This window comes from Rhizobium fabae, assembly GCF_003985135.1.
GTDB lineage: Bacteria > Pseudomonadota > Alphaproteobacteria > Rhizobiales > Rhizobiaceae > Rhizobium > Rhizobium pisi.
The window spans coordinates 511,426-536,705 of the sequence record NZ_ML133645.1 but is presented as its reverse complement, the minus strand read 5'-3'; the positions used below and the strand labels follow the sequence as shown (position 1 = coordinate 536,705).

The window sequence follows — 25,280 nt, the reverse complement described above, 5'->3', positions numbered from 1 at the left end:
CTCCCACTTTGGGAGCAATGGGCATGTCATCGAAGTTCCGCTTTCAATGCGACGCCGGCCACATAGGTTTCGGCGATCGCCCGGTCGTCGCCCATGGTCTGCAAGAGGAAGAGTTCTTCGGGCAGCGTCTTGACCGTTTCCATCTTCAGCGCCATGGCCGGGGTCGCGGCGGCGTCGAGGACGACGAGGTCGGCTTCGGTACCGGGATCCAGCGTGCCGATCCGGTCGGCCAGCGACAGCGCCTCGGCATTGCCGCGCGTCATCAGGTAATAGCTGTCCAGCGGGTTCAGCCGCTCGCCGAGCAGCTGCTGGATCTTGTAGGCCTCGTCCATGGTCCTCAGCATGGAATAGCTGGAGCCGCCGCCGATGTCGGTCGCGACACCGATGCGGACCGGCTTTTCGCGGCGCGCCAGCGCCTTCAGCGGAAACAGGCCGGAGCCGAGGAAAAGGTTTGAGGTCGGGCAGTGGACGGCAACGGCGCCGGTCTCGCTCATCACATCGGCTTCTCGCTCGGAGAGATGGATGGCGTGGCCGAAGAGGCTTTTCGGTCCGAGCAGGCCGTAGCGGGCGTAGATGTCGGTATAGTCGATCGCCTCGGGATAGAGCTCGCAGGTGAATTTGATCTCGTCGTGGTTTTCCGAAAGATGCGTCTGGATGTGCAGGTCGGGAAATTCGCGGACGAGGGCCGATGTCGCTTCCATCTGCGCCGGCGTCGAGGTGATGGCGAAGCGCGGGGTGATGGCGACGTGGTTGCGGCCCTTGCCGTGCCAGTCCGATATCACCTGGCGCGTCTCGTCATAACCCATCTCGGGCGTGTCGAGCAGGCCCTGCGGGGCGTTGCGGTCCATCATCACCTTGCCGCCGACCATGCGCATGTTGCGCTTCATCGCCTCGGCGAAGAAGGCGTCGGCCGAGGTCTTGTGCACGGAGCAATAGGCAACCGCGGTTGTCGTGCCGTGGCGGATCAGCTCGTCATAGAAATGCGTGGCGAGCCTTTCAGCATGGGCGCTTTCGACGAAGCGGCATTCCTCGGGGAAGGTATAGGTGTTCAGCCATTCGAGCAGGTTGGCGGCATAGGAGGCAATCACCTGCATCTGCGGAAAATGCAGGTGCATGTCGATGAAGCCGGGCATGATCAAGTGCGGGCGATGGTCGATCTCGGCCGTGCCCTCGGCTGCCTTTGCCTTGACTTCGGCATAAGGGCCGGCAGCCGCGATCAGCCCGTCCTCGATCAACAGGCCGCCGTCCTCCTCGTAGAGGTAGCTTTGGCTGTCGGTGAGACCAAGCGGCGCGCGATGGAAGGATAGGAGGCGGCCGCGCAGGAGTGTTGTCGTCATTCTTTTTTGCCTTCGACTGCGCTTTCGAACCAGGCGACGAGCAGCTTGCGTTCATCAGGCGTGATATCGGTCACGTTGCCGGGCGGCATGGCATGGCTGCGGCCTGCCTGTATATAGATTTCGCGGGCATGAGCGGCGATTTCCGCGTCGTTTTCGAGTATTACGCCCTTCGGCGGCCGCACGATACCCTCATAGACGGGCTCAGCCGCATGGCACATGGAACAGCGCGTCGAGACCAGTTGCTTGACGGCTGGAAAGTGCGGGTCGCCCGCGAACTGCTGGAACGCGGGTGCGACGGCTGCCGCATCCGTTTCGCCGGTCAGCAGCTTAGGCACGGTCGAAAGCCACATGATCAGGATGAAGAGGATAAGGGTGACGATCCATGTCCAGGTCGGCCGCCCTTTCCTTGCATGCGTGGTGTTGAACCAGTGGCGGATGGTGACGCCCATCAGGAAGACCAGCGCGGCGATCACCCAGTTGAACTGCGTGCCGAAGGCCAGCGGATAATGGTTCGACAGCATGAAGAAGATGACGGGCAGCGTCAGGTAGTTGTTGTGCAGGGAACGCTGCTTGGCGATCTGGCCATATTTGGGATCGGGCGTGCGGCCGGCAATGAGATCGGCAACGACGATCTTCTGGTTGGGGATGATGATCATGAAGACGTTGGCCGACATGATCGTCGCGGTGAAGGCGCCGAGATGCAGGAAGGCGGCGCGGCCGGTAAAAAGCTGCGTATAGCCCCAGGCCATGAAGACGAGCACGGCATAGAGCACCGCCATCAGTCCCCAGGTGTTTTTCCCAAGCGGGGATTTGCAGAGCAGGTCGTAGACGATCCAGCCGAAGGCAAGCGATGCCAGCGAGATCAGGATCGCGACGGGCGGGGTGATGTCGAGCACGTGCCGATCGATGAGGAAGAGGTCGGCGCCGCCGTAGTAGACGATGCAGAGCATCAGGAAGCCGGAAAGCCAGGTGAAGTAGCTCTCGTATTTGAACCAGGTCAGGTGCTCCGGCATCTGCGCGGGCGCCACCAGATACTTCTGGATATGGTAGAAGCCGCCGCCGTGGACCTGCCATTCCTCGCCATAGGCGCCGGGCGGCAGATGCGGGCGTTTCACCAGGCCGAGATCGAGCGCGATGAAATAGAAGGACGATCCGATCCAGGCGATCGCGGTGATGACATGGAACCAGCGTGCCGCGAAGGCCAGCCATTCCCATGCTATGGCATATTCATACATCGAGTTCCCCTATCTTCCTCCGACTCGCGACATTGCGGAAATTTTGGCGGGGAGGGAAGAGGAGATTGCAGGACTGCACATGCGCCTGGCTTCTGCAACGGCGGCAAGGCCAAAGCTGCCGGCCGCGACCGCATCGTCGATCCCTGTTGCGTGCCTAAAAGCTGCCGAGAAGACTGTGCATTATCCCCTGCTTATACTTGATCTGCTCATTGAGCAGATCTTGAAACCGTAATGGCTAGATTACAGTTATGTTGCAGGCCGCCGGAATAAAATAAGAACCGTTGGATATCGGCGGCGCATTCATCGACGGAGAAGATGCCCATGCGCAGTATTCTGACGTGTGTGATGATTGCGTATGCGTCGCTGGCGACGGCTCACGACGCACCTTCGGGGTGGAGTTATGACCCCTACTGTTGCAATGGCGACAGTCATAATGGCGATTGCCAGATGATCCCTTCCAAAAGCGTGGCGGTGACGCCAGGCGGGTATCGTGTAACGCTGCTGCCGGGCGACCACCGGCTGGTCACGCATGCTCACGTCTTCCTGCTGCCGATGACGAAGGCGATGCAATCCGGCGACAACGACTATCATCTCTGTCTGTTCCCGAACGAGGATACGCCGCGCTGCTTCTACGCGCCGGAGATGGGCTACTGAAACAGGACCAAAGATCGGGCCCGGCCAGGTGCCGAGTCCGATCTCTAGCTCTTCGTTGTCGCATCTTTTCCGGCTAGGCTCATCTCATCGAGGATCCAGTTGCGGAAAGCTTTGATCTTCGGCACGTTGCGGCGGTTTTCGGGGTAGACCAGCCAATAAGCCTTGCCGTCGCTGAGGGTGAGTTCGAAGGGCTGGTAGAGCCGGCCGAGCGCGATCTCGCCCGCATAGAAGGCTGGGTTGAGGATGGCGACACCATGGCCGGCCATCGCCGCATCGGCTTCCACGGCCTGGGAGCCCAGCTGGTTGCGCGGGCGCTGGTCGAGATCCGTCTCAGTGACGCCGGCTGCCTCGAACCATTGTTTCCACCAGGCGTCGCCGGCGTCGAAGAGGTCGAATTTCAGAAGATCGCGCGGCTCCCGAATGCCACCCTTCGACTCCGCCAGCTTCGGGCTCAACATTGGCGTGAACTCCAGGCCCATCAGGCGATGCAGCGTCAGTCCCGGCCAGTCGCCGTCGCCCCAGCGGATGCCGACATCGATCTGCTCGCGGGTGAAATCGATGATGTCGGAGGTCGCCTGAAAACGAACCGCGATCGCCGGATGCTTCAAATGGAAAGAGCCGAGGCGCGGGGCCAGCCATTTCGAGGCGAAGGTATGGGTCGAGCTGATGGCCAGCGTGCCCTCGACGCTGTCGCGCGCCGTCGCCACAGCGTCATGCAGCAGGGCGAAGGCTTCGGTCACCTTCGGCGCCAGCCGCTCGCCGGTATCGGTCAATGCGATCTGGCGCGGCCGGCGCAGGAAGAGCTGCTCGCCGACATTCTCCTCCAGCAGCTTGATCTGGTAGCTGACGGCCGTCTGCGTCATGCCGAGTTCGTCGCCCGCCTTGGTGAAACTGCCGAGCCGGGCGGCGGCCTCGAAGACGCGCAGCGCATTCAGCGGAAATTGTTTCGAGAGTTTCATGGATAAGTTCTCTTGATGCAGACAGACGGTCGTTCGATTGGAATTGCAGCATTTTTGGCAGCAGACTGCAACACATACCATCAATCTGACGAGGTGATGTCATGGATTGCCAAGCTATCGACCAGAGCCGCCTGCAGCCGACCATCGGGATTTTTCAGCGCATCGGCGGCAGGTTGGCGCAGATCTGGCGCATGCCCAGGCTCGATCTCGACACGGCGCCGGACCGGGTCAAGCGTGATCTCGGTTTCCTCGACGGGCGCGATCCCCATTACGAGGACGAATGCAGGCGGTAGGCCGCGAGCGCCGTCAGGATTTCGGCGGCGGTCATGGCGGCGATCACTTCGGGGCGTTTGTCCCTGACGGCGGAGCCGCCGATCGGCAGCGTCAGCCGCTCCATCCAGCCACGCTCGCCGCCGCCTTCGCGGGAAAGCCAGCTTGCGAAGGTGGCGCGCTTGGTCGATGAGCCGATCATGCCGATATAGGCGAGATCGGTCCTTTCCAGCGCCTCGCGGGCGATCAGAAAATCCAGCGCGTGGTCATGAGTCAGTATGACGACCGCGCCGCCGGCGGGAATATCCTTCACCAGCGCCTCGGGCATCGGCACGAGCCGGGTCCTGGTTTCATCAGGCAGGTTGGCGAGTTCTTCCTGCCTGGTTTCGACGACCGTCACCGACAGCGGCAGCGGCGCAAGTGCCATCGCCAGCGCCCGGCCGACATGGCCGGCGCCGAAGAGAAGGATTTCTGGCAGACGCTCGATCTCGCCGGCAAGCCTTGCATCGAGCTCATCTTTCACCGCCTCCGTCAGCCGCCGAAACCGCAACTGCGTACGTCCGCCGCAGCACTGGCCGATCTCCGGGCCGAGCGGAATGTCCATCGCGGGCACCCCGCCAGTTCCGGCCAGCATCTCCCGCGCATTCCGGATCGCCATGAATTCAAACTGCCCGCCGCCGATCGTGCCCCACAGCGTGGTCGGCGATACGAGCATGAAGGCCCCGGCCTCGCGCGGGGTTGAGCCTTGCGTGCCTGTGATGTCGATGAGGATGCTGTCGGGGTGGGCGGCGAGGAACGTGGGGAGGTCGGTCATGGGTGGAAGGCCGATGAGCGGGTGGGTGTGGCACCCCCCTCTGTCCTGCCGGACATCTCCCCCACAAGGGGGGAGATCGGCAAGAGGTTAGGCCCTCGCCTCCTCTCAATCCTGTTGGAGGAGGAGCAGCAACTGAGTTGTTTGGGGAAGCCGTCACCCCCAGCCAATCTCCCCCCTTGTGGGGGAGATGTCCGGCAGGACAGAGGGGGGTGCCGCACGCTCCAGCCCCTCCGTCCATCCTGCTCAAACACCAAATCAGCCGGACGCATCTCTACACCCGCTTCATCCGCTCCACCGCCATCAGCACCCGTTCCGGCGTCGCCGGGGCATCGAGCCTGGGGCACACCCTGTAATCCGCGACACTCGCCACCGCCATCGACAGCGCCTCCAGCACCGAGATCGCCAGCATGAGGGGTGGTTCGCCGACGGCCTTGGAGCGGCCGATGGTGGCCTCAGTGTTTTCAGACCATTCGGCAAGCCGCACGTTGAAGATCTTCGGGCGGTCGGAGGCGAGTGGGATCTTGTAGGTGGAGGGGGCATGCGTGCGCAGTCGGCCCTTGTCGTCCCACCAGAGTTCTTCCGTCGTCAGCCAGCCCATGCCCTGGACGAAGGCGCCCTCGACCTGGCCGAGGTCGATCGCCGGGTTCAGCGAGCGGCCGACGTCGTGGAGGATGTCGGTGCGGTCGATCAGATATTCGCCGGTCAGCGTGTCGATCGAAACCTCGGTGCAGGCGGCGCCATAGGCGAAATAATAGAAGGGCGTGCCGCGGCCGGCTTTGCGGTCCCAGTGGATCTTCGGCGTCTTGTAGAAGCCGGCGGCGGAAAGCTGGACGCGGGCGAAATAGGCCTGCTTGATGAAATCGGGAAAGGGGATCTCGCTCTCGCCGACACGCACGCGGTTCGGCAGGAAGACGACGTCGGAGGGCGTCACATTCCATTTCTCGGCGGCGAACGCCACCAGCCGTTCCTTGATCTGGCGAGCAGCGTCATAGGCGGCCATGCCGTTCAGGTCCGAGCCGGAGGATGCGGCCGTCGCCGAGGTGTTCGGCACCTTGGCCGTCGTCGTCGCGGTGATCTTCACCCTGTCGATATCGACCTGGAAGCTGTCGGCCAGCACCTGAGCCACCTTGGTATAGAGGCCCTGGCCCATCTCGGTGCCGCCGTGGTTCAGGTGGATCGAGCCGTCCTGGTAGATATGGACGAGGGCGCCGGCCTGGTTGAAGGCGGTCATGGTGAAGGAGATGCCGAATTTCACCGGCGTCAGCGCGATGCCCTTTCTGATGTAGCGGCTGTCGCGGTTGAAGGCGATGATGGCGTTGCGCCGGGTCCGGTATTCAGCCGTTTCCTCCAGCTCTTCGACGACGCGGGCGATGATATTGTCCTCGACCTCCTGGTGGTAGGGGGTGAGCGTGCGCCCGGAGCCCGGCTGTCCGTAGAAATTCAGCTTGCGGATATCGAGCGGGTCCTTGCCGAGGGCATAGGCGATTTCTTCGATGAAGCGCTCGGCGCCGAGCATGCCCTGCGGGCCACCGAAACCGCGGAAGGCGGTGTTGGAGACCGTGTGGGTCTTCAAGGGCTTCGACGTCAGATGCACATGCGGATAGAAATAGCTGGAATCGGCATGGAAGAGGGCACGGTCGGTCACCGGTCCCGAGAGATCGGAGGAGAAGCCGCAGCGCGCCGCATAAGTGGCGTCGACCGCGTGGATACGGCCTTCGGCGTCGAAGCCGAGTTCGTAGTCGACGAGGAAATCGTGGCGCTTGCCGGTGGCGCTCATATCCTCGTCACGGTCCGGGCGGAACTTGATCGCGCGGCCGAGCTTCTTGGCGGCGATCGCCGCAAGGGCTGCGAACTGGTTGCCCTGCGTCTCCTTGCCGCCGAAGCCGCCGCCCATGCGGCGCACGTTGACGGTGACGGCATTGGAGGGGATATCGAGCACGTGGCCGACGATATGCTGGATTTCGCTCGGATGCTGCGTCGAGGACCAGACGGTCACCTCGTCGTCCTCGCCGGGGATTGCCACGGCGATATGGCCTTCGAGGTAGAAATGCTCCTGGCCGCCGATGCGCATCTGGCCTCTCAGCCGCCTCTCGGCGTTCGGCATCTCCGTTTCCGGCTCGCCGCGGTGCAGTGTCATCGGCGTGATGACAAGCGGGCTGCCATTTGCGAGCGCGCCGTCGATATCGCTCCAATGCGGGAGATCGCGGTATTCGATCTTTGCCAGCAGTGCGGCGCGGCGGGCGGCGTCGCGCGTTTCGGCGATGACGGCAAAGATCGGTTGGCCGTGGAACTGAACCAAAGTTTCCGCGAGCAGCGGCTCGTCGTGGCTGCCGTTGGAACTGACGTCGTTGACGCCGGGCACATCCTTGCCGGTGAAGGTCCAGACGACGCCGGGATAGGCGGCGACCTCAGACAGGTCGATACTGAGGATTTCGGCATGCGCCCGGTCGGAAAGGCCGAGGGCGCCGTGCAGCAGGCCTGTGGGTTCGGGAATATCGTCGATATAATCGGCGGTTCCGGTGACGTGCTTATGCGCTGAATCATGGCGCAACGAGCCATGCATCGGGCCAGCGATAATGGCTTTGCGGTCTTCGAAGGTGGACTTGTCCATTAGTGGTGTCCTCCGGGAAGATCGCCCGTCGCTGGTGCTCTGCGGCTGGCGCTGGTCAATTTCTTCATCACGCCACCTCCTCGAACCGCTTCAGCTCCGCCGGTGCGCCCACCGTTTCCAGATAGAACCGCGTCAGCAGGTTCTTCGCCGTCAATTGCCGGTATTCTGCTGTGGCGCGCCAGTCGGTGAGCGGCTGGTAATCGGCGTCGAAGGCGGGGCGGGCTGCTTCGATTGTTGCTTCCGTCCAGGGTTTGCCGATCAGTGCGGCCTCCACGTTGCGGGCGCGTTTTGGCGTTGCCGCCATGCCGCCGAAGGCGATGCGAATGTCGGTGACGATCTCGGCGTCGTCGAGCGTCAGCAGGAAGGCGCCGAGGACGGCGGTGATGTCCTCGTCGCGGCGCTTGGTCACCTTGTAGGCGGCAAAGCGGCTGGTTTCCTTGGGATAGGGCACGAACACGCTTTCGACGAATTCGCCGGGCCTGCGGTCCTGTCTTCCATAGGCGATGAAAAACTCTTCGAGCGGTATCCTGCGCTGGCCTTGCCGGGAGCGCAGCGTCAGCGTCGCGCCGAGCGCGATCAGCGGCGGCGGGCTGTCGCCGATCGGCGAGCCGTTGGCGATATTGCCGCCGATCGTGCCCATGTTGCGCACTTGTTCGCCGCCGATGCGGTCGATGAGCCGCCCGAGCGCCGGGATCTTTTTGGAGATCGCCGCAAAGGCGCTGCTGTAGCTGACGCCGGCGCCGAGGGTGACGCCGTCCTCGCTCGCCGTGATGGACTGCAGTTCGCTCAGGTGATTGATGAAGACGACAGGGCCTAGCCGCTTCATCTGTTTCGTCACCCAGAGACCGACATCCGTCGCGCCGGCGACGACGGTTGCCTCGGGCTCCTGCGACAGGATTTCCGCGAGCGCCTGGACCGAGGCCGGCACGATCAGCCGGTCTTCGCCGTTCCCAATCCTGATGGTGCCGCTCGCCTGCATCGCCCAGAGCCGGGCGACGATTTCCGACCGCGTCCGCTCCAGCGGGTCGAAGAGCGCGCTCGGTCGCATCCGGCTCACCTGCTCGGCCGCCTTGACGATCGGCTCATAGCCCGTGCAGCGACAGAGATTGCCCTGCAGTGCCTTCTCGATCTCCCGGCGGTCGGGCTTTTCCTTCGTCAGCCACAGGCCATAGAGCGACATGACGAAGCCGGGCGTGCAGAAGCCGCATTGCGAGCCATGACAATCCACAAGCGCCTGCTGCACGGGGTGCAGCGCGCCGTCCCTGCCGGCCAGATGCTCGACCGTCACCACATGCGTGGCGTGCAGCGAGCCGATGAAACGGATGCAGGCATTGACGGATTCATAGGCGAGCTTGCCGTCGGCCAGCCTGCCGACGAGCACGGTGCAGGCGCCGCAATCGCCCTCCGCGCATCCTTCCTTGGTGCCGGTCAGGCGTCGCTTCAACCGCAGAAAATCGAGAAGTGTCTCGGTCGGCTTGATATCGGTGAGCGCGATGTCTTCGCCATTCAGGATGAAGCGGATGCTGTCGTTCATGATATTCCCGGTTATTTTTTCCAAATGGTTAAGCCGCCGTCCAGCCACCGTCAATCGAGATATGCGTTCCCGTCACCTGGCGGGCGGCATCGCTCGCGAGATAGAGCGACAGCGCGCCGATCTCCTCCGCCTTGACGAATTCACGCGTCGGCTGCGCCTTGAGGATGACTTCGCTTTTCACCTGCTCCTCGGTCATGCCGCGCGCCTTGGCGGTGTCGGGTATCTGCTTCTCGACCAGCGGCGTCAGCACATAGCCGGGGCAGATGGCGTTCACGGTCACGCCGAATTCGGCAAGTTCAAGTGCTGCCGTCTTCGTCAGGCCTAATATACCATGTTTCGCCGCAACATAGGCGGATTTGAAGGGAGAGGCGACGAGCCCGTGGGCCGAGGCGATGTTGATGATGCGGCCATGCTTCCTCGCCTTCATCAGCGGGATGGCGGCGCGCATGGTGTGGAAGGAACTGGACAGATTGATCGCGATGATCTGGTCCCATTTCTCGATCGGGAAATCCTCGATCTTCTCGACATGCTGGATGCCGGCATTGTTGACGAGGACATCGACGGTGCCGAACGTTTTCGCCGCCGTTTCGATCAGGTCGGCGATTTCGGCGGGCTTGGTCATGTCGGCTGGGTGATAGATCGCCCGGCCCTTCGACAATGATTCAAGCCGCGCGACGATCGTCTTGATTTCATCGGCATTTCCGAAACCGTTGATAACGACGTTGTCGCCCGTTTCAGCAAAGGCGGTGGCGATCGCAAGGCCGATGCCGCTGGTGGAGCCGGTGACGACGATTGATCTGCTCATGCTGTTCTCTCCTGACATCGATGCTGCGTTGCAACGTTATGGCGAGGTTATGCCCAAAGCCGGCAGGCTGGCAATTCCGCTTTATTCGCTTTTCTCGCCCGCATCCGTGTCCTATTGATTTGTCACGATAATCGACATCGAGCATTTCCGTTTTTCTCCGAATCACGGAAATGCTCTATCTCTTTGTTTCACGCAATTCCGGACGCAAAACCGCTGTACACTTTTGCTGGAATTGCTCTAGCGGGAGGGGTTTCATGAGCGGATATGTTCTGGCGATCGATCAGGGAACGACGTCGACGCGGGCGATTGTTTTCGATGGAGACATGCGCGTCGCCGGCAAGGGCCAGAAGGAATTCAGCCAGATCTACCCACGCTCCGGCTGGGTCGAGCATGATCCCGAGGAGATCTGGGCTTCGGTGATATCGACCGTCAACATGGCGTTGCGCGATGCCGACATCGAAGCCAGGGATATTGCGGCGCTCGGCATTACCAACCAGCGCGAGACGGTTGTGGTTTGGGAGCGCGAGACGGGCCGGCCGATCCAGAACGCCATCGTCTGGCAGGACCGGCGCACGGCAAGTTATTGCGACAATCTCAAGCGGCAGGATCTGGAGCGGGTTTTCACGAAGAAGACCGGTCTCATCCTTGATCCTTATTTTTCCGGCACCAAGCTCTCCTGGATGCTCGCCAATGTGAAGGGCGCGCGGGCGCGCGCTGCGAGGGGCGATCTCTGCTTCGGCACGATCGACACTTTCCTGATCTGGCGGCTGACCGGCGGCAAGAGCTTCGTGACCGATGCCACCAATGCCTCGCGCACGCTGATGTACAACATCGCCGAAAACGCTTGGGATGAAGACCTGCTCGATATTCTGAGGGTGCCCGCCGCCATGCTGCCGGATGTGAAGGATTGCGCCGCCGATTTCGGCACGGTTGATCCCGGCCTCTTCGGTGCTGCGATCCCGATCCTCGGCGTTGCCGGCGATCAGCAGGCGGCGACGATCGGTCAGGCCTGTTTTGCGCCGGGCATGCTGAAATCGACCTACGGCACCGGTTGCTTCGCCCTGCTCAACACCGGCGCCGACATGGTGCGCTCGAAAAACCGGCTGCTGACCACGATCGCCTATCGCCTGAACGGCGAGACGACCTATGCGCTGGAGGGGTCGATCTTCATCGCGGGTGCCGCCGTGCAGTGGCTGCGCGACGGGCTCGGCATCATCGGCAAGGCCGGCGATACCAACGACCTCGCCGAAAGGGCCGATCCGACGCAAGAGGTCTATCTCGTGCCCGCCTTTACCGGCCTCGGTGCGCCGCACTGGGATGCCAAGGCGCGCGGCGCGATTTTCGGGCTGACGCGCAACAGCGGCCCGGCGGAACTTTCCCGCGCCGCGCTGGAAGCCGTCTGCTACCAGACCCGTGACCTGCTCGATGCCATGCAGAAGGACTGGAAGAACGGCGCCGAGGACACCGTGCTGCGCGTCGACGGCGGCATGGTCGCCTCCGACTGGACGATGCAGCGCCTCGCCGATCTTCTCAAAGCTCCGGTCGACCGCCCGGTAATCCTGGAAACGACGGCCCTGGGCGCCGCCTGGCTCGCCGGCAGCCGGGCAGGGGTGTGGCCGGACAGAGAGAGCTTTTCGGCGACGTGGAAACGGGACCGGCGCTTCGAGCCCGACATGGACGAGAAGACCCGTGCTGCCAAGCTCAAGGGCTGGAAGAATGCGGTCAAGCGGACGCTGAGCGAGATGTGAGGGTGGAATGATTCCGGAGGCGCCGGGTTATTCCTTCAGCCATGGCGTCGCCGTGCTCCAGAAGATCACGTTCGCGCCGAGATAGTCTTGCGCAAAGGCGGTGAATTCGGCCTTGGTGAAGGGCTTCTTCGTCGCCGGGTTCTTGTAGGTCAGCGTCGGCTCCTGCACGGCGAGGCCGACATAGGCAAGCTTGCCCTTGTATTTGTTGAAGAAAGGGTAGGAATTCTTCATCTGCGCCTTGCGGTTCGGCACAATATCAGGCCCGCCGAGGCCGACATTGTTCTTCGCCGCGAAATCGAAGAGACGGCCCATGTAGTTGTGGTCGTTTTCCCACTCGCAGGGCCAGAAGTTCACATATTGCACGACCATGGACTTTGCGAAGGCCTTGCGGGCGAGGGCGAGGTTTTCCATCTCCGCCGAGAAATAGGCATCGCAGGAGAAACCCTTCGGCTCGTGCTTGGGGTCGAGATCGATCGCCGTTTCCGGCAGGTTGACACCGTAGACCCGGCCGTCGAATTTTTCGGCGAGCGCCTTCAGCAGCGCCTGATAGCGGGCGCGCACTTCAGGGTTCCATTGCTGGGCGACCCAGCCGGAACCGACAGGTTTGTTTTCGCCAGGATTGTCGAATTGCGGGGTGAGGCCGCCGTCATATTCCGGTTCGGTCAGCATATAGTCCGGAATATTGCGCGCCTCCGGACTGAAGAAGCGGTCCTGCACCTGGATGAACAGCTTCTTGTTCAGTGCCTCGGCGATGGCGAGGCCTTGCTCGATGGCCGAGAAATCATACTGGCCCTTCGCCGGTTCCAGGCTTTTCCAGTTATAGACGACCTGGACGCCTGAAATATCGGGCCGGGCGAGCGTGGCCTTTACGGCATCGAGATCGCCGGAGCTCGTGTAGAGGAAGTTTTCCGGCGCGGAGGCGGCATGGGCAACCCGCATCGGCAGGAAGAGGGCGGCAAGGGCGACGAGAAATCTCTGAGATCTGTTCATGGCGTTCTCGCATGGAAAGGTGATGGAAATGCCGACAGCTCTCCGGGTCAAAAGAGGCAACTCCATGACTAACAAGGGCGCGGCTCACAGGCGCGCTCAAGCGGGTGCTTGCAACCACCGATAATTTTTTGATGCGGCCTGTCGGGTAAGGGGTTACTCCTTCGTCATTCGGAAAGAGGAGTGATCGATGCTTTACGCAATCCTTTGTTACGCCCATGAGGAAACCGTCTTCGCCTGGACCAAGGAGGAAGAGGCTGCCGTCATGGAAAAGCTCTACGCCGTGCAGGAGCCGCTTGCCAAAGCCGGCAAGCTTGGCCCCGTCGGCCGGCTGATGCCGACGACCGCGGCGACAACAGTGCGCAAGGGCAAGGACGAGGCTCTCGTCATCGATGGGCCTTTTGCGGAAACGAAAGAGGCGCTTCTCGGCTTCTACGTGATTGATTTCGATACGCTGGAGGAGGCGGTCGCCTTCTCGAAACAGCTTTCCTCAGTCAATCCCGGTTCCACCTCTTACGAAATTCGGCCTTTCTACGTGTTCAGGCCGGGAGATGCTGCATCATGACCGACATTGCCTGGATCGACCTTGCGCTTGCCTCTGCCCGCCCGAAGGCGCTCGGCGCGCTGCTGCGCTATTTCCGCGATCTCGATACCGCGGAAGAGGCGTTCCAGGAGGCATGCCTGAGGGCGATCCGCACCTGGCCGGAGAAAGGGCCGCCGCGCGACCCGACGGCCTGGCTCATTTTCGTCGGGCGCAACAGCGGCATCGATGCCGTGCGCAAACGGTCAAAGCTCCAGGCTCTGCCGGATGAGGATACGATCTCCGATATAGAGGACGCCGAAAGCGATATTGCCGAGCGGCTTGATGATTCCAACTATCGCGACGACATCCTGCGGCTTCTCTTCATCTGCTGTCATCCCGATCTGCCCGCGACCCAGCAGATCGCGCTGGCGCTGCGCATCGTCTCCGGCCTTTCGGTGTCGCAGATCGCGCGCGCCTTCCTGGTGTCCGAAAGCGCCATGGAGCAACGCATCACACGGGCCAAGGCGCGCGTCGCCAAGGCAGGCGTGCCATTCGAAACGCCGAGTCCGCAGGAGAGGGCGGAGCGGCTTTCGATCGTCAGTACGATGATCTATCTCATCTTCAACGAGGGCTACAGCCAGGCCGATCCCAAGCGCGAGGCGGCCGCCTTCAGCGATGAGGCGATCCGGCTCGCGCGCCTGATGCTGCGCATCTTTCCCTCCGAACCGGAGCTGATGGGGCTGCTTGCAATGATGCTTCTGCAGATCTCGCGCCGGCAGGCACGCTTCAGCGCCGAGGACGAAATCGTGCTGCTCGAGGATCAGGACCGCTCGCTCTGGAACCAGCCTTTCATCAACGAGGCCCTGGCGCTGCTCGACAAGGCGCTGCGTCACCGCCGGCCCGGGCCCTTCCAGCTTCAGGCGGCGATTGCCGCGATTCATTCCCGGGCAAAACGGGCTGAAGATACCGACTGGGTCGAGATCGATCTGCTCTATCGCGCGCTGGAACGTATCCAGCCGTCCCCTGTCGTCACGCTCAATCGGGCAGTGGTGATTTCCAAATTGCAAGGCCCGCAGGACGCGCTCGATCTGGTCGATCCGCTCGGCGAGAAGCTCGACGGCTATTTCTATTATCATGGCCTGCGCGGCAATCTCTTAAAGCAGCTCGGCCGCAACGGCCAGGCGCGCGAAGCCTTCGACCGCGCCATTGCGCTTGCCCAGTCGGCGGCGGAAGCCGCCCATATCCGTCACCAGATCGACAAGATGCAGGAAGACGCCGCCCGGCCGATCGCAAAATAATTCGGCGTGCTGTCGGAACGTCGAACGTCCACGCGTCCTTGCGACAACCTGATACGAAACAGGTTTCATTCAAACGGAGAGATGTTGAAATGACCGCCAGCACGCAGCATGAACTTGTCCTCGTTCGCGAGTTCGACGCCCCGCGCGAGAAGATCTACAAGGCATGGACCGATCCCGATCTGCTGAAGCAGTGGTTCGTGCCGCGCCCCTGGGGCGTGGCGGAAGCGACGCTTGACGTTCGCCCCGGCGGTTCCAACGTCATCGTCATGCAAGATCCCGAGGGAAATCGATACCCGAACCGCGGCGTCTATCTCGAAATCATCGAGAACGAAAAGATCGTCTTCACCGATGCCTATACCAGCGCCTGGGTGGCGTCGGAAAAACCTTTCTTCACGGGCATCATCCTGCTCGAAGAACTCGGCAACGGTAGGACCAAATATACCGCCAAGGCGCTGCACTGGCGCGCTGAAGACAAGGAAGCGCACGAAAAGATGGGCTTCCACGAGGGGTGGGGCAAGGCAGCGGACCAGCTGGCGGAACTGCTGGCGACGATGTGAGCGACGGGGACGGCGCGGTGAAGGCCGCACCGTCCCGACGCTTCAAGTGTTGCGTGAGGCCTCTTGGAAAATGATTCCGCCCATGCCTCGAAGTCGTTGAATTCAGATTCGAATTGTGGTCCGGGCGCGTTCTGCGGTGGACGTGGGCGCAGTACCAAAATCATCACGCTGCTATCAAGATTCTCGAACATTCCGTTCCAGAGTTTGTATTTGCGTTCGCTCCTGCCGATCCTTATCTCCGGGCTGAATTCAACGGGATGCCGATAATGGAACTGGGTCTTTATACGTTTGCCGACGTCAATCCTAACCCCTCTCGCAGCAAGGGAGTGGAAGGGGCTGAACGGCTGAAGAACCTGATCGAGGAAATCGAGCTTGCCGATCAGGTGGGGCTCGATGTCTTTGGGCTCGGCGAGCATCATCGGCCGGACTATGCGGCATCCGCTCCTGCAGTCGTCTTGGCCGCGGCCGCGGTCAAAACGAAGAACATCCGGCTGACCAGCGCGGTCACCGTGCTCTCCTCGGACGATCCGGTGCGCGTCTTTCAGCAGTTTTCGACGCTTGACCTGCTTTCCAACGGCCGCGCCGAAATCATGGCGGGGCGCGGTTCCTTCATCGAGTCCTTCCCGCTGTTCGGCTACAATCTCGAAGATTACGACCAGCTTTTCGAGGAGAAGCTCGATCTGCTGCTGGCGCTGCGCGACAGTGAGACGGTCGATTGGAAGGGCGAGCTTCGCGCGCCGATCAATGGGCGAGGCGTTTATCCCCGGCCGCTGCAGGATCCGCTGCCGCTCTGGATCGCCGTCGGCGGTACGCCGCAATCGGTGGCCCGTGCCGGCGCCCTCGGCCTGCCGGTGGCACTGGCGATCATCGGCGGTGAGCCGCGCCGTTTTGCGCCGCTCTTCGATCTCTATCGCGAGGCGGCGCGCCGGGCAGGGCAGGACCAGGGGAAGCTGAAGACCAGCATCAACGTCCACGGCTTCATCGCCGATACGACGGAAGCGGCCGCCGACCAGTTCTACGGACCGCAGGCCGAAGTGATGAACCGCATCGGCCGCGAGCGCGGCTGGGGGCCGACCAGCCGGGCGCATTTCGACATGTCGCGCGGGCCGAACGGCGCGCTCTTCGTCGGCGATCCCGAGGTGGTCGCCGAAAAGATCATTGCCCATCACGCGCTTTTCAAGAACGACCGCTTCCTGCTGCAGATGGCCATCGGCCTAATGCCGCATGATCAGATCATGCGTGGCATCGAGCTCTACGGGACGAAAGTGGCGCCGATCGTCAGAAAGGCATTGACTGAAAAGGGCGAAGAGGCGAAAGCCTCAGCTTGAGGTGGCCGCGGCCGCCCTGCGCAAGGCCGGAACAGACGAATGGTTATCGCAAACGACGACGAACTGGTAAAGCTCAAGGAAATCGGCCGCATCTGCGCCAACGCCATCCAGGTAATGGCGGCGGCGATGGAGCCCGGCATGACGACGCTGGAGCTCGACGAGATCGGCCGCAAGGTGCTCGAGGGCTCGGGCGCGCGCTCGGCGCCGGAGTTCTGCTACCAGTTTCCGGGCGCGACCTGCATCAGCATCAACGAGGAAATCGCCCACGGCATTCCGGGCGCGCGCGTCATCCGCGCCGGCGATCTCATCAATATCGACGTTTCGGCTGAGAAGGACGGCTTCTTCGCCGATACCGGCGCTTCCTTCGCGGTGCCGCCGGTCAAGCCGAAGATCGAACGGCTCTGCCGCGACGGCAGGCGGGCGCTCTGGGTCGGTCTCAACCAGGTGAAGTCGGGCGAACCGCTGGCCAAGATCGGCACCGCCGTCGGCGCCTTTGCGCAGAAGAACCGCTATACGCTGGTCGCCAACCTCGCGAGCCACGGCGTCGGCCGCTCCCTGCACGAGGAGCCGGCCGAGCTCTCGACCTGGCCGGACCCTTCCGAAAAACGCATCATGACGGATGGTCTCGTCTTCACCGTCGAGCCCTTCCTGTCGCTCGGCGCGACCTGGGCCGAAGGCGGCGATGACGCCTGGACGCTTTATGCCGACCCGAAGGCGCCGACCGTTCAGTATGAGCATACCGTGGTCGCGACCCGCAACGGGCCGGTGATTTTGACCTTGCCGGATGAGCGGGGGTAAAGGCTACTTCTGACGTTTTCCGGCCTGGCCGGAGCGCCCGCCCGTCCTTCGAGGCCCTTCGGGGCACCTTAGGATGGGGCTCTCTTGAGCTTTGGCGCCTTCCTCTTCACCCCCGCGTTTCCGGTCTGCCTCCCTGCAGGATCTCGGTGGCGGCGCGTTCGAGGATGGCGGCGATGCGGGCGGCTTCGGGTTTGGACCAGGGATAGCGCATCCTGAGCGCCGAACGCAGCAGCATGCGGGCGGCGCGGATGTCGCCGCCGTCCTGCATGAAGTCGCCGTCATCGCCTTCGTCGGCGCCGTGACGGTCGCTTTCAAAGACACGCTTCACATAGGCCATCTTCTCACCGATGCGTTCGAGCTTGGCGAATGTTTGCAGGATCATGGCGCGGTTTTCCTCGACGCGGCGGCGACCGGTCTCGGTGATGCGATAGAGCTTCTTGGCGCCCTCGTTCTCTACTTCCGCCAGACCGGTCTCCTCGAGATAGGTGAGCGCGGGATAGATGACGCCGGGGCTCGGCACGTAGAAGCCACCCGAGCGTTCCTCCAGGATCTTGATCAATTCATAGCCATGGCACGGCCGCTCATCGAGCAAAGCCAGGATGACGAGTTGCAAGTCGCCGGCCGCGAATTTGCGGCCCATGCGGAAACCTCCGCCGAACATGCCGCCTTTAAAGCCTCTCATGGTTTTCCCTTTCATCGTTGGATATATCGTTGACTATGTCGTAAAACATATATCGTAAGATAATCCCTTTCAAGGGCGGTGACGAAAATCGGGTCTTTCGTGGAATTGATCGATCGATCAGAAATACTCGTTTGTGGCGTCTGCGTTGCGGCGCGATAAGCGTTTCATGCTTTCCCGTCCTCCTCGCTCCGCACCGAATCTCGTTGCTACCGCCGCTGCCGGCGCTGTCGCCATGGCGGCGGCCATGGGCTTCGGGCGCTTCTCCTACACGCCGATCCTGCCCGGCATGATGAGCGGCGTGCCGCTTTCGGCGGCCGATGCCGGCTTCATCGCCTCGGCGAATTTCGTCGGTTATCTCGTCGGCGCCGTGCTTGCCGCCTATGGCTGGGCGGCGGGGCGCGAACGAATGGTGGCGCTGCTGGCACTGCTTGCGACCGCGATCCTGCTTGCCGCCATGGCTGCCACCGATTCCGTTGCGATCTTTGCCGTCATCCGTTTCCTCGCCGGCCTCGCCAGCGCCTTCGCCATGGTCTTCACCTCGTCGATCGTGCTCAGCCACGGGGCAGCCGCCGGCAACGACCATGTGCAGGCGGCGCATTTCGGCGGGCCGGGGGCGGGGATTGCGCTTTCCTCGGTCATGGTGCTTCTGATCGGCCTGAGCTTTCACGACGGGCCGGACGGCTGGCGCGCCGACTGGATCGGCGGAGCGCTCTATTGCGCGGCAAGCCTCGTCGTCGTCTGGTGGCTCTTGCCGTCGGAGCCCGCCCAATCGGCGCGGACGGGCAAGGAGCCGGCGCTTGTCTGGGGCCGGCCGATGGTACTCGTCACGCTGTCCTACGGCCTGTTCGGCTTCGGCTATGTCATCACCGGAACCTTTCTCGTCACCATCGCGCGGCTGTCTGCAACGGGACCCTTCGTCGAGTTCCTCTGCTGGTTCATCGCCGGGCTGACGTCCGCGGTTGCGCTCTTTGCCTGGAAGCCGCTGGTGAGGTCGCTCGGGCTTGGCGGCGTCTATGTCGCAGCCCTTGTGGTCGAGGCTGCCGGCGTGCTTGCGACCGTGGCGCTGCCGCCTTCGGTCGCGCCGTTGATCGGCGGCGCGCTGTTCGGGGCGACGTTCCTTGCGATCACGGCTTACGGGCTGCAGATCGGCCGCAAGCTTGCCCCTGAGAGCCCGCGGCGGATTCTGGCAATGATGACGGCCGCCTTCGGCGTCGGCCAGATCGTCGGGCCTGTCGTTGCCGGCTGGATCGCGGAGCGTTCAGGCAGCTTCACCGTGCCGACGGTGATCGCCGCTGCAGCACTTCTTGTTTGTGCGGCGCTTGTCATGCCGGTGATCAAGAAAATCGCTTAACCGGTTACATCTATGTAACAATGGGCCGAACCCATTGCTGCTTCCTTCGAACTGCCTTAGTTTCCGGCACAATCAGTGTTCCATGACACTCCCGAGACTCACAGTTCAGGAAAGCAAAGCCCCCCGTGTTTCATTCCTTCTTCCCCCAGCCGAAGGCGTTCTTTACTTCGCTCGTCGTTTGGACCCTGATTGCCATTGCCGGATGGTATCTCTTCGCCGCCGGTCTCGGCGCATCGCTCGGCTACGCGCCGGTTGCAGAAGAACAGCAGCCGATTGATCTCTCGTTCTTCCTGCTCCCCGAAAATCTCTGGTTCTACAGCTATTTCCTGCTGTCGGCGGCGATCTTCTGCGCCGCGTGGCATCTGATAGCGCGGAACCACCCCTGGAAGCTGTGGTCGATCTGGGGTTCGGCGCTTATCATCTTCGTGACCTATTTCGGCGTCCAGATCAGCGTCGTGATCAACAACTGGCGCCGGCCGTTCGGTGACCTGCTGCAGAACGCATTGTCGAAGCAGCCGGGCATCTCAGTCGACAATTTTTACAGCCTGATGTGGGTCTTCTGTCAGATCGCATTCCTTAGCATGTTCGTGTCGATCATGACCGACTTCTTCACCAGTCACTACATCTTCCGCTGGCGCACGGCGATGAACAATTTCTACATGTCGAAGTGGGAAAAGCTGCGTCACATCGAAGGCGCCTCACAGCGCGTTCAGGAAGACACGATGCGTTTTTCAAGCACGCTCGAAGGCCTTGGCATCAGCCTCATCAACTCGGTGATGACGCTCGTGGTATTCCTTCCGATCCTTCTGGCGCTGTCGCATTATGTGACGGAACTGCCGTTCATCGGGCCGGTGGCGAATTCGCTCTTCTGGCTGGCGCTGTTCTGGTCTGCATTCGGCACGGTTCTGCTGGCGGTTGCAGGCGTCAAGCTGCCGGGCCTGAACTTCCGCAATCAGCGCGTCGAAGCGGCCTATCGCAAGGAACTGGTCTATGGCGAGGACCATGCGGAACGGGCTCATCCGCTGACGGTTACGGAGCTCTTCGGCAACGTCCGCCGCAATTATTACCGCATGTATTTCCACTACATGTATTTCAACGTTGCCCGCTATTTCTATATCCAGGCCGACGCGCTCTTCGTGGTCTTCATGCTGGTGCCGACGATCGTGGCGGGCACGATCACTTACGGTATCTTCCAGCAGATCTCGACTGCCTTCGGCCAGGTCAGCAACTCGTTCCAGTACCTCGTCAATTCCTGGACGACGATCATCGAGCTGCTCTCCATCCACAAACGCCTCAAGGCCTTCGAAGCGGCAATCGATGATGCGCCGCTGCCGGATATCGACCAGCGTTATCTGGAGCGTGAGGCAGGTGTGGTACACGCCGACGGTTGATGGGTCGGGGGTGTCAGCGATCTGGAGTCGCGTTCGGCGCCCTCTCATCCGCCCTGCCGGGCACCTTTGCCTCGGATGAGCCACGGGTCTCAACCCGTCCTTCGGACCCCCGAGGGGAGAAGGGGAAGCGCGGCGTTGCAACGAATCTCTTCTCTCCCGCGGGGAGAAGGTGCCGGCAGGCGGATGAGGGGGCCGCACGGCACGGCGGTTCGTCCCAGTGATTGTCTCTTAAAGCCCAGATGTCTGCTGCAGTTTCCCACGCGCCTCGATCATCGGGATCGCTTCGGAATAGCTCACACAGGCCACATCCGTCCGATGGCAGACGTCGCTGACCAGGCGGTCGAGGGCGCGCCAGTAGGCGCCGCCGTTCATTTCGACGAAGTGGAAGCCGAGTTGGAGGGGGATGCGGTTGCCGTTATACTGGCGGTCGAAGGCCTGGGAAAAGGCGGCGTAGGCGCGGTCCTCGAATTCCTTTGAATCCGCGCTGTCCTCCTCGCCTTTGGAATGACGGACGAAGAGATTGTAGTCCATGCCGATGATCGGCTTCTCACTCGGGCCTTCGGGGATCAGCGGCAGGCCGAAGCGGATGATGCCGTCTTCCTCGACCGGCATCGCTGGGCCTTTGGTGACAAGGCTCGCATCATAGGTGAAGCCCGCCTTCTTTTCGGCGGCAATCATGTCGGCGCCGGCCGTTGCCGAGAGATAGGGTGCGCGAAAGCCCTTGATGCCGTGATCGGCGAGATCCTGCCAGCCGGCCGGCTCCGCAAGATTGACACTCTTCCAGGCGTTTTTAAGCGTCTCTTGAAAGGTCGCGTATTCGGCCAACCAGTCGGCCTCGCTCCATTGGCGGCCGTCGAAATGGCCGCAGGCGTGGCTCGATATGTCGTGGCCTTCGAGATGAGCATGCCAGATATTGCCGAGGCGCTCGCGGATCTCGTCGTCGCTCTGGGCGAAGCCGACATTGGATTTCCCGCGTTTCTGGTGCGGCGCCTGGTAGGCCTTTTTCGCCGCCTCGTTCATCAGGAAAGTGCAGGAGAGGAAATAGGTGAAGTGGGCGCCGTTCTTGGCGGCCATCTCGCGGCTCTTCAGCCAGAGCGCGTTGTCGTGGGCGCCGTCAAAGGAAATGATGACGAGCTGTTTCGGCCGGTCGGCGGCCTCTGCGATTGCCGGAACGAGGAAGGAGGCAGCCAGGCAGGCGGAGAGGAGAAAACGAGACATGGGCACCGCGACAATTTGTTCGCGGTTTCCTTTACCAGAATTGCGGCGAAGCTGCGGTCGCGCTGGCATTTTTTCACGCGAGGCTCTAAGCCATGACAAACGGCACGGAAGGATCCGCAATGACATTGCTTATCGTCGGCATCATACTTTTCCTCGGCGTGCATCTGGTGCGGGTGGTGGCCCCCGGTTTCCGCCGCTCGATGATCGCGAGCCTCGGCGAGAGGGGCTGGCGGGCCGGCTATTCGATCGCGAGCATTCTCACGCTGATCCTCCTGATTTACGGTTTCGGGCAGGCGCGTCAGGTGACCGGCATGCTCTACAATCCGCCGGTCTGGATGGCGCATATCACGATCACGCTGATGCTGATCGCGATGATCTGTCTCGTTGCCTCGCTGCTGCCGGCGGGGCATATCGCGACGAAGACCAAGCATCCGATGGTGCTGTCGGTGAAGATCTGGGCGCTGGCGCATCTGCTGGCCAATGGCGAGACCTCGTCGGTGCTGCTGTTTGCGGCATTTCTGGCCTGGGGCGTCATCCTGCGCATTTCCCTGAAACGGCGGCAGCGGGCCGGCGAGATTACGCTCCGGCCGTTCGTCTCGGCCAAATATGACCTTTATGCCATCGTCATCGGCATTGTCGTCTGGGCGCTGATCATCTGGAAGCTGCACGAATGGTTGATCGGGGTTTCGCCGCTCGCCATGTGACGAATCTTTCACATCCCCCTTACAACGGCTGCAAAATGGGGTAGAAGGCCCGACAATATGCATCTTGCATGATGTTGGGTAATTTCCGCGGCCGGAGACGAGAATGGCATTCAACGACGACAGCTTCATCCGTGAAGTCAATGAGGAATTGCGGTCTGACCAGATGAAGGGCGCCTGGCGCCGCTTCGGCCGCTATATCATCGTCGTCGCCATCCTGATCGTCGTCGGCACCGCCGGCAAGGTTCTCTATCAATACTGGGACGACAACCGCTCCTCCAGCGCCGGCGACCAGTTCCTGGCGGCGATGAAGCTTGCCGACGAGAACAAGAACGACGAGGCGCTGGCCGCGCTCGACAAGCTGGAGAAGGAAGGCCATGGCGCCTATCCGGTGCTGGCGCGTATGCGGGCCGCGACCGTGAAGGCACAGAAGGGCGACGCTGCCGCGGCGATTGCCGCCTTCAACGAAATCGGCAAGGACAATGGCGTTCCGGCTGCCGTGCGCGACGCCGCGAAAATGCGCGCCGGCTGGCTGCTGATCGAGAACGGCTCCTACGAGCAGGTTTCGGCCGCGATCGAGGAAATGGCCGTGCCGGGCAACGCCTTCCGCCATTCGGCGCGCGAGGCGCTCGGCCTTGCCGCCTACAAGGCCGGGAACATGACGCAGGCGCGGCAGTGGTTCCAGTCGATCGTCGACGATACCGACAGCCCGCGCAATGTTGCCAATCGCGCTCATATGATGCTTGATCTCATTACCGCATCCGGCAAGGCGCCCGCCGCGCAGGGCTGAGTTTTAAGGAAAAAGAATGAGTTTCACGGTCGCCATCGTCGGTCGTCCGAATGTCGGCAAGTCGACGCTTTTCAACCGGCTGGTGGGAAAGAAGCTGGCGCTTGTCGATGACACGCCTGGCGTCACCCGCGACCGCCGGCCGGGCGATGCCCGGCTGATGGGCCTGACCTTCACGATCATCGATACGGCCGGTCTCGAAGAGGCCGACGAGGAAAGCCTGCAGGGCCGCATGCGCGCCCAGACGGAAGCGGCGATCGACGAGGCCGATCTTTCACTCTTCGTCGTCGACGCCAAGAACGGGTTGACGCCCGTCGATACCGCACTTGCCGAAATGCTGCGCCGGCGCGGCAAGCCGGTGGTGCTCGTCGCCAACAAATCCGAAGCGCGCGGTTCCGACAGCGGTTTCTACGATGCCTATACGCTCGGCTTGGGGGAGCCGACGCCGATTTCGGCCGAACACGGGCAGGGAATGCTCGATCTGCGCGACGCGATCGTCGAGGCGATCGGCAAGGACCGGGCCTATGCCAAGGAGGATGTTGCCGTCACGGACGTCGACATTATCGAGACGGCTGATGAGGGTGAAGGCGAAGACGAAGAGCCCGCCTATGACGACACCAAGCCGCTCAGGGTGGCGATCGTCGGGCGGCCGAATGCCGGCAAGTCGACGCTGATCAACCGTTTCCTGGGCGAGGATCGGCTTTTGACCGGGCCGGAGGCGGGCATCACCCGCGATTCCATTTCGGTCGAATGGGACTGGCGCGGCCGCACCATCAAGATGTTCGATACGGCAGGCATGCGCCGCAAGGCGCGAGTGATCGAGAAGCTGGAAAAGCTTTCCGTCGCCGATGCGCTGCGCGCCATCCGCTTCGCCGAAACCGTGGTCATCGTCTTCGATGCGACGATCCCCTTCGAGAAGCAGGACCTGCAGATCGTCGACCTGGTGCTGCGCGAGGGGCGTGCTGCCGTTCTCGCCTTCAACAAATGGGACATGATCGAGGACCGGCAGGCGGTGCTTGCGGATCTGCGAGAAAAGACCGACCGACTGCTGCCGCAGGCGCGCGGCATTCGCGCCGTGCCGATCTCCGGCCAGACCGGCTGGGGCCTCGACAAGCTGATGCAGTCGATCATCGATACGGACAGGGTCTGGAACAAGCGCATTTCGACGGCTCGGCTCAACCGCTGGCTGGAGACGCAGCAGATCCAGCATCCGCCACCGGCCGTTTCCGGCCGCCGCATCAAGCTGAAATACATGACGCAGGTCAAGGCCCGCCCGCCGGCCTTCATGATCTCCTGCACCCGCTCCGACGCGCTGCCGGAATCCTATACGCGCTATCTGATCAACGGGCTGCGCAACGATTTCGACATGCCGAGCGTGCCGATCCGCATCCATTTCCGCTCACCTGACAATCCGTTCGAAGGCAAGAAGAGACGGACGTAGCGCCAGGCTTGGCGCTGATTGGTGGCGTTTTGTGGAGTTTGGGCGCGCGCGGTGTGACTACCCCCCTCTGTCCTGCCGGACATCTCCCCCACAAGGGGGGAGATCGACCCGGGGATGGAATTTCCCCAAGCAATTGATGTTGAAACGAGCGGGTGCGCCTAGCCGATCTCCCCACCTGTGGGGGAGATGTCCGGCAGGACAGAGGGGGGTACCCTCGGACACTGCCGCATCTATCCTGATTGCAGCGGTTA

At 62.2% G+C, this 25,280-nt stretch carries 23 protein-coding genes; 13 read left to right on the top strand and 10 right to left on the bottom strand.

The window, feature by feature from the left end; all coding sequences use genetic code 11:
• Window positions 1–26: 26 nt before the first annotated feature.
• The gene (gene guaD, locus EFB14_RS02745) at window positions 27–1,337 is read right to left on the bottom strand and encodes a guanine deaminase (RefSeq protein ID WP_126822478.1); all 1,311 of its coding nucleotides are present in this window, start codon (window positions 1,335–1,337) and stop codon (window positions 27–29) included.
• Entirely contained in the window at window positions 1,334–2,572 is a 1,239-nt protein-coding gene (gene puuD, locus EFB14_RS02740) for a urate hydroxylase PuuD (RefSeq protein WP_126822476.1), read from the bottom strand. The genes guaD and puuD overlap by 4 nt, the downstream gene beginning before the upstream one ends.
• Window positions 2,573–2,893: 321 nt before the next feature.
• Between puuD and EFB14_RS02735 the strand changes: the two genes are divergently transcribed.
• Window positions 2,894–3,226 carry a hypothetical protein gene (locus tag EFB14_RS02735; protein WP_003565666.1) on the top strand — a complete coding sequence of 111 codons (333 nt, stop codon included), beginning with the start codon at window positions 2,894–2,896 and terminating at the stop codon, window positions 3,224–3,226.
• Between the two features lie 44 nt (window positions 3,227–3,270).
• On the opposite strand, the gene gcvA is transcribed toward EFB14_RS02735, so the two are convergent.
• Window positions 3,271–4,185 (bottom strand): transcriptional regulator GcvA, encoded by a 915-nt coding sequence (gene gcvA, locus EFB14_RS02730; protein ID WP_126822474.1) that lies wholly within the window; start codon window positions 4,183–4,185, stop codon window positions 3,271–3,273.
• 101 nt (window positions 4,186–4,286) lie between these two features.
• Between gcvA and EFB14_RS02725 the strand changes: the two genes are divergently transcribed.
• A complete protein-coding gene (locus EFB14_RS02725) occupies window positions 4,287–4,478 on the top strand; it encodes a hypothetical protein (RefSeq protein ID WP_126822472.1) in 192 nt (63 codons plus the stop codon).
• On the opposite strand, the gene xdhC is transcribed toward EFB14_RS02725, so the two are convergent.
• The 4 genes from xdhC to EFB14_RS02700 form a co-directional block, all read right to left on the bottom strand.
• Window positions 4,454–5,269 (bottom strand): xanthine dehydrogenase accessory protein XdhC, encoded by an 816-nt coding sequence (xdhC, locus tag EFB14_RS02720; RefSeq protein ID WP_126822470.1) that lies wholly within the window; start codon window positions 5,267–5,269, stop codon window positions 4,454–4,456. The two genes, EFB14_RS02725 and xdhC, sit on opposite strands and share 25 nt — an antisense overlap.
• A gap of 271 nt (window positions 5,270–5,540) precedes the next feature.
• Window positions 5,541–7,880 (bottom strand): xanthine dehydrogenase molybdopterin binding subunit, encoded by a 2,340-nt coding sequence (gene xdhB / locus EFB14_RS02710; RefSeq protein ID WP_126822468.1) that lies wholly within the window; start codon window positions 7,878–7,880, stop codon window positions 5,541–5,543.
• A 67-nt stretch (window positions 7,881–7,947) separates the two neighbouring features.
• Window positions 7,948–9,414 carry a xanthine dehydrogenase small subunit gene (gene xdhA / locus EFB14_RS02705; RefSeq protein WP_126822466.1) on the bottom strand — a complete coding sequence of 489 codons (1,467 nt, stop codon included), beginning with the start codon at window positions 9,412–9,414 and terminating at the stop codon, window positions 7,948–7,950.
• Between the two features lie 28 nt (window positions 9,415–9,442).
• The gene (locus EFB14_RS02700; protein WP_126822464.1) at window positions 9,443–10,219 is read right to left on the bottom strand and encodes a 3-hydroxybutyrate dehydrogenase; all 777 of its coding nucleotides are present in this window, start codon (window positions 10,217–10,219) and stop codon (window positions 9,443–9,445) included.
• A 254-nt stretch (window positions 10,220–10,473) separates the two neighbouring features.
• Between EFB14_RS02700 and glpK the strand changes: the two genes are divergently transcribed.
• A complete protein-coding gene (gene glpK / locus EFB14_RS02690; RefSeq protein WP_126822462.1) occupies window positions 10,474–11,967 on the top strand; it encodes a glycerol kinase GlpK in 1,494 nt (497 codons plus the stop codon).
• Between the two features lie 27 nt (window positions 11,968–11,994).
• Here the strand turns inward: glpK and EFB14_RS02685 are convergent, their stop codons facing one another.
• Entirely contained in the window at window positions 11,995–12,957 is a 963-nt protein-coding gene (locus EFB14_RS02685) for a hypothetical protein (protein ID WP_126822460.1), read from the bottom strand.
• 187 nt (window positions 12,958–13,144) lie between these two features.
• Here EFB14_RS02685 and EFB14_RS02680 point away from each other — a divergent pair, with 187 nt between their 5' ends.
• The 5 genes from EFB14_RS02680 (at window position 13,145) to map (ending at window position 17,458) form a co-directional block, all read left to right on the top strand.
• On the top strand, window positions 13,145–13,519 hold the full coding sequence (locus EFB14_RS02680) for a YciI family protein (protein WP_125847483.1): 375 nt from the start codon (window positions 13,145–13,147) through the stop codon (window positions 13,517–13,519).
• Window positions 13,516–14,775 (top strand): RNA polymerase sigma factor, encoded by a 1,260-nt coding sequence (locus EFB14_RS02675; protein WP_126822458.1) that lies wholly within the window; start codon window positions 13,516–13,518, stop codon window positions 14,773–14,775. Before EFB14_RS02680 ends, EFB14_RS02675 begins: the two co-directional genes overlap by 4 nt.
• 89 nt (window positions 14,776–14,864) lie before the next feature.
• Window positions 14,865–15,332: an SRPBCC family protein gene (locus EFB14_RS02670; RefSeq protein ID WP_126822456.1), complete on the top strand. Its 468-nt coding sequence runs from the start codon at window positions 14,865–14,867 to the stop codon at window positions 15,330–15,332.
• Window positions 15,333–15,598: 266 nt separating this feature from the next.
• Window positions 15,599–16,660: an LLM class flavin-dependent oxidoreductase gene (locus EFB14_RS02665; RefSeq protein WP_126822454.1), complete on the top strand. Its 1,062-nt coding sequence runs from the start codon at window positions 15,599–15,601 to the stop codon at window positions 16,658–16,660.
• Window positions 16,661–16,699: 39 nt separating this feature from the next.
• Window positions 16,700–17,458 carry a type I methionyl aminopeptidase gene (gene map / locus EFB14_RS02660; RefSeq protein ID WP_126822452.1) on the top strand — a complete coding sequence of 253 codons (759 nt, stop codon included), beginning with the start codon at window positions 16,700–16,702 and terminating at the stop codon, window positions 17,456–17,458.
• A gap of 106 nt (window positions 17,459–17,564) precedes the next feature.
• Here map and EFB14_RS02655 read toward each other — a convergent pair whose 3' ends face one another.
• Entirely contained in the window at window positions 17,565–18,140 is a 576-nt protein-coding gene (locus EFB14_RS02655; RefSeq protein WP_126822450.1) for a PadR family transcriptional regulator, read from the bottom strand.
• Window positions 18,141–18,306: 166 nt separating this feature from the next.
• Between EFB14_RS02655 and EFB14_RS02650 the strand changes: the two genes are divergently transcribed.
• Both EFB14_RS02650 and sbmA read left to right on the top strand, forming a co-directional pair.
• Window positions 18,307–19,491 carry a YbfB/YjiJ family MFS transporter gene (locus EFB14_RS02650; RefSeq protein ID WP_126822448.1) on the top strand — a complete coding sequence of 395 codons (1,185 nt, stop codon included), beginning with the start codon at window positions 18,307–18,309 and terminating at the stop codon, window positions 19,489–19,491.
• A 125-nt stretch (window positions 19,492–19,616) separates the two neighbouring features.
• Complete coding sequence (sbmA, locus tag EFB14_RS02645; protein WP_126822446.1) at window positions 19,617–20,882, top strand: peptide antibiotic transporter SbmA; 1,266 nt, start codon at window positions 19,617–19,619, stop codon at window positions 20,880–20,882.
• 228 nt (window positions 20,883–21,110) lie between these two features.
• Here the strand turns inward: sbmA and EFB14_RS02640 are convergent, their stop codons facing one another.
• On the bottom strand, window positions 21,111–22,100 hold the full coding sequence (locus EFB14_RS02640) for a polysaccharide deacetylase family protein (RefSeq protein ID WP_126822444.1): 990 nt from the start codon (window positions 22,098–22,100) through the stop codon (window positions 21,111–21,113).
• A 119-nt stretch (window positions 22,101–22,219) separates the two neighbouring features.
• Here EFB14_RS02640 and EFB14_RS02635 point away from each other — a divergent pair, with 119 nt between their 5' ends.
• The 3 genes from EFB14_RS02635 (at window position 22,220) to der (ending at window position 25,029) form a co-directional block, all read left to right on the top strand.
• Window positions 22,220–22,804: an NnrU family protein gene (locus tag EFB14_RS02635; RefSeq protein WP_126822442.1), complete on the top strand. Its 585-nt coding sequence runs from the start codon at window positions 22,220–22,222 to the stop codon at window positions 22,802–22,804.
• Window positions 22,805–22,907: 103 nt separating this feature from the next.
• Window positions 22,908–23,591, top strand: a complete 684-nt coding sequence (locus EFB14_RS02630) for a tetratricopeptide repeat protein (RefSeq protein WP_126822440.1) — start codon at window positions 22,908–22,910, stop codon at window positions 23,589–23,591.
• A gap of 16 nt (window positions 23,592–23,607) precedes the next feature.
• On the top strand, window positions 23,608–25,029 hold the full coding sequence (gene der / locus EFB14_RS02625; protein WP_126822438.1) for a ribosome biogenesis GTPase Der: 1,422 nt from the start codon (window positions 23,608–23,610) through the stop codon (window positions 25,027–25,029).
• Window positions 25,030–25,280: the final 251 nt, after the last annotated feature.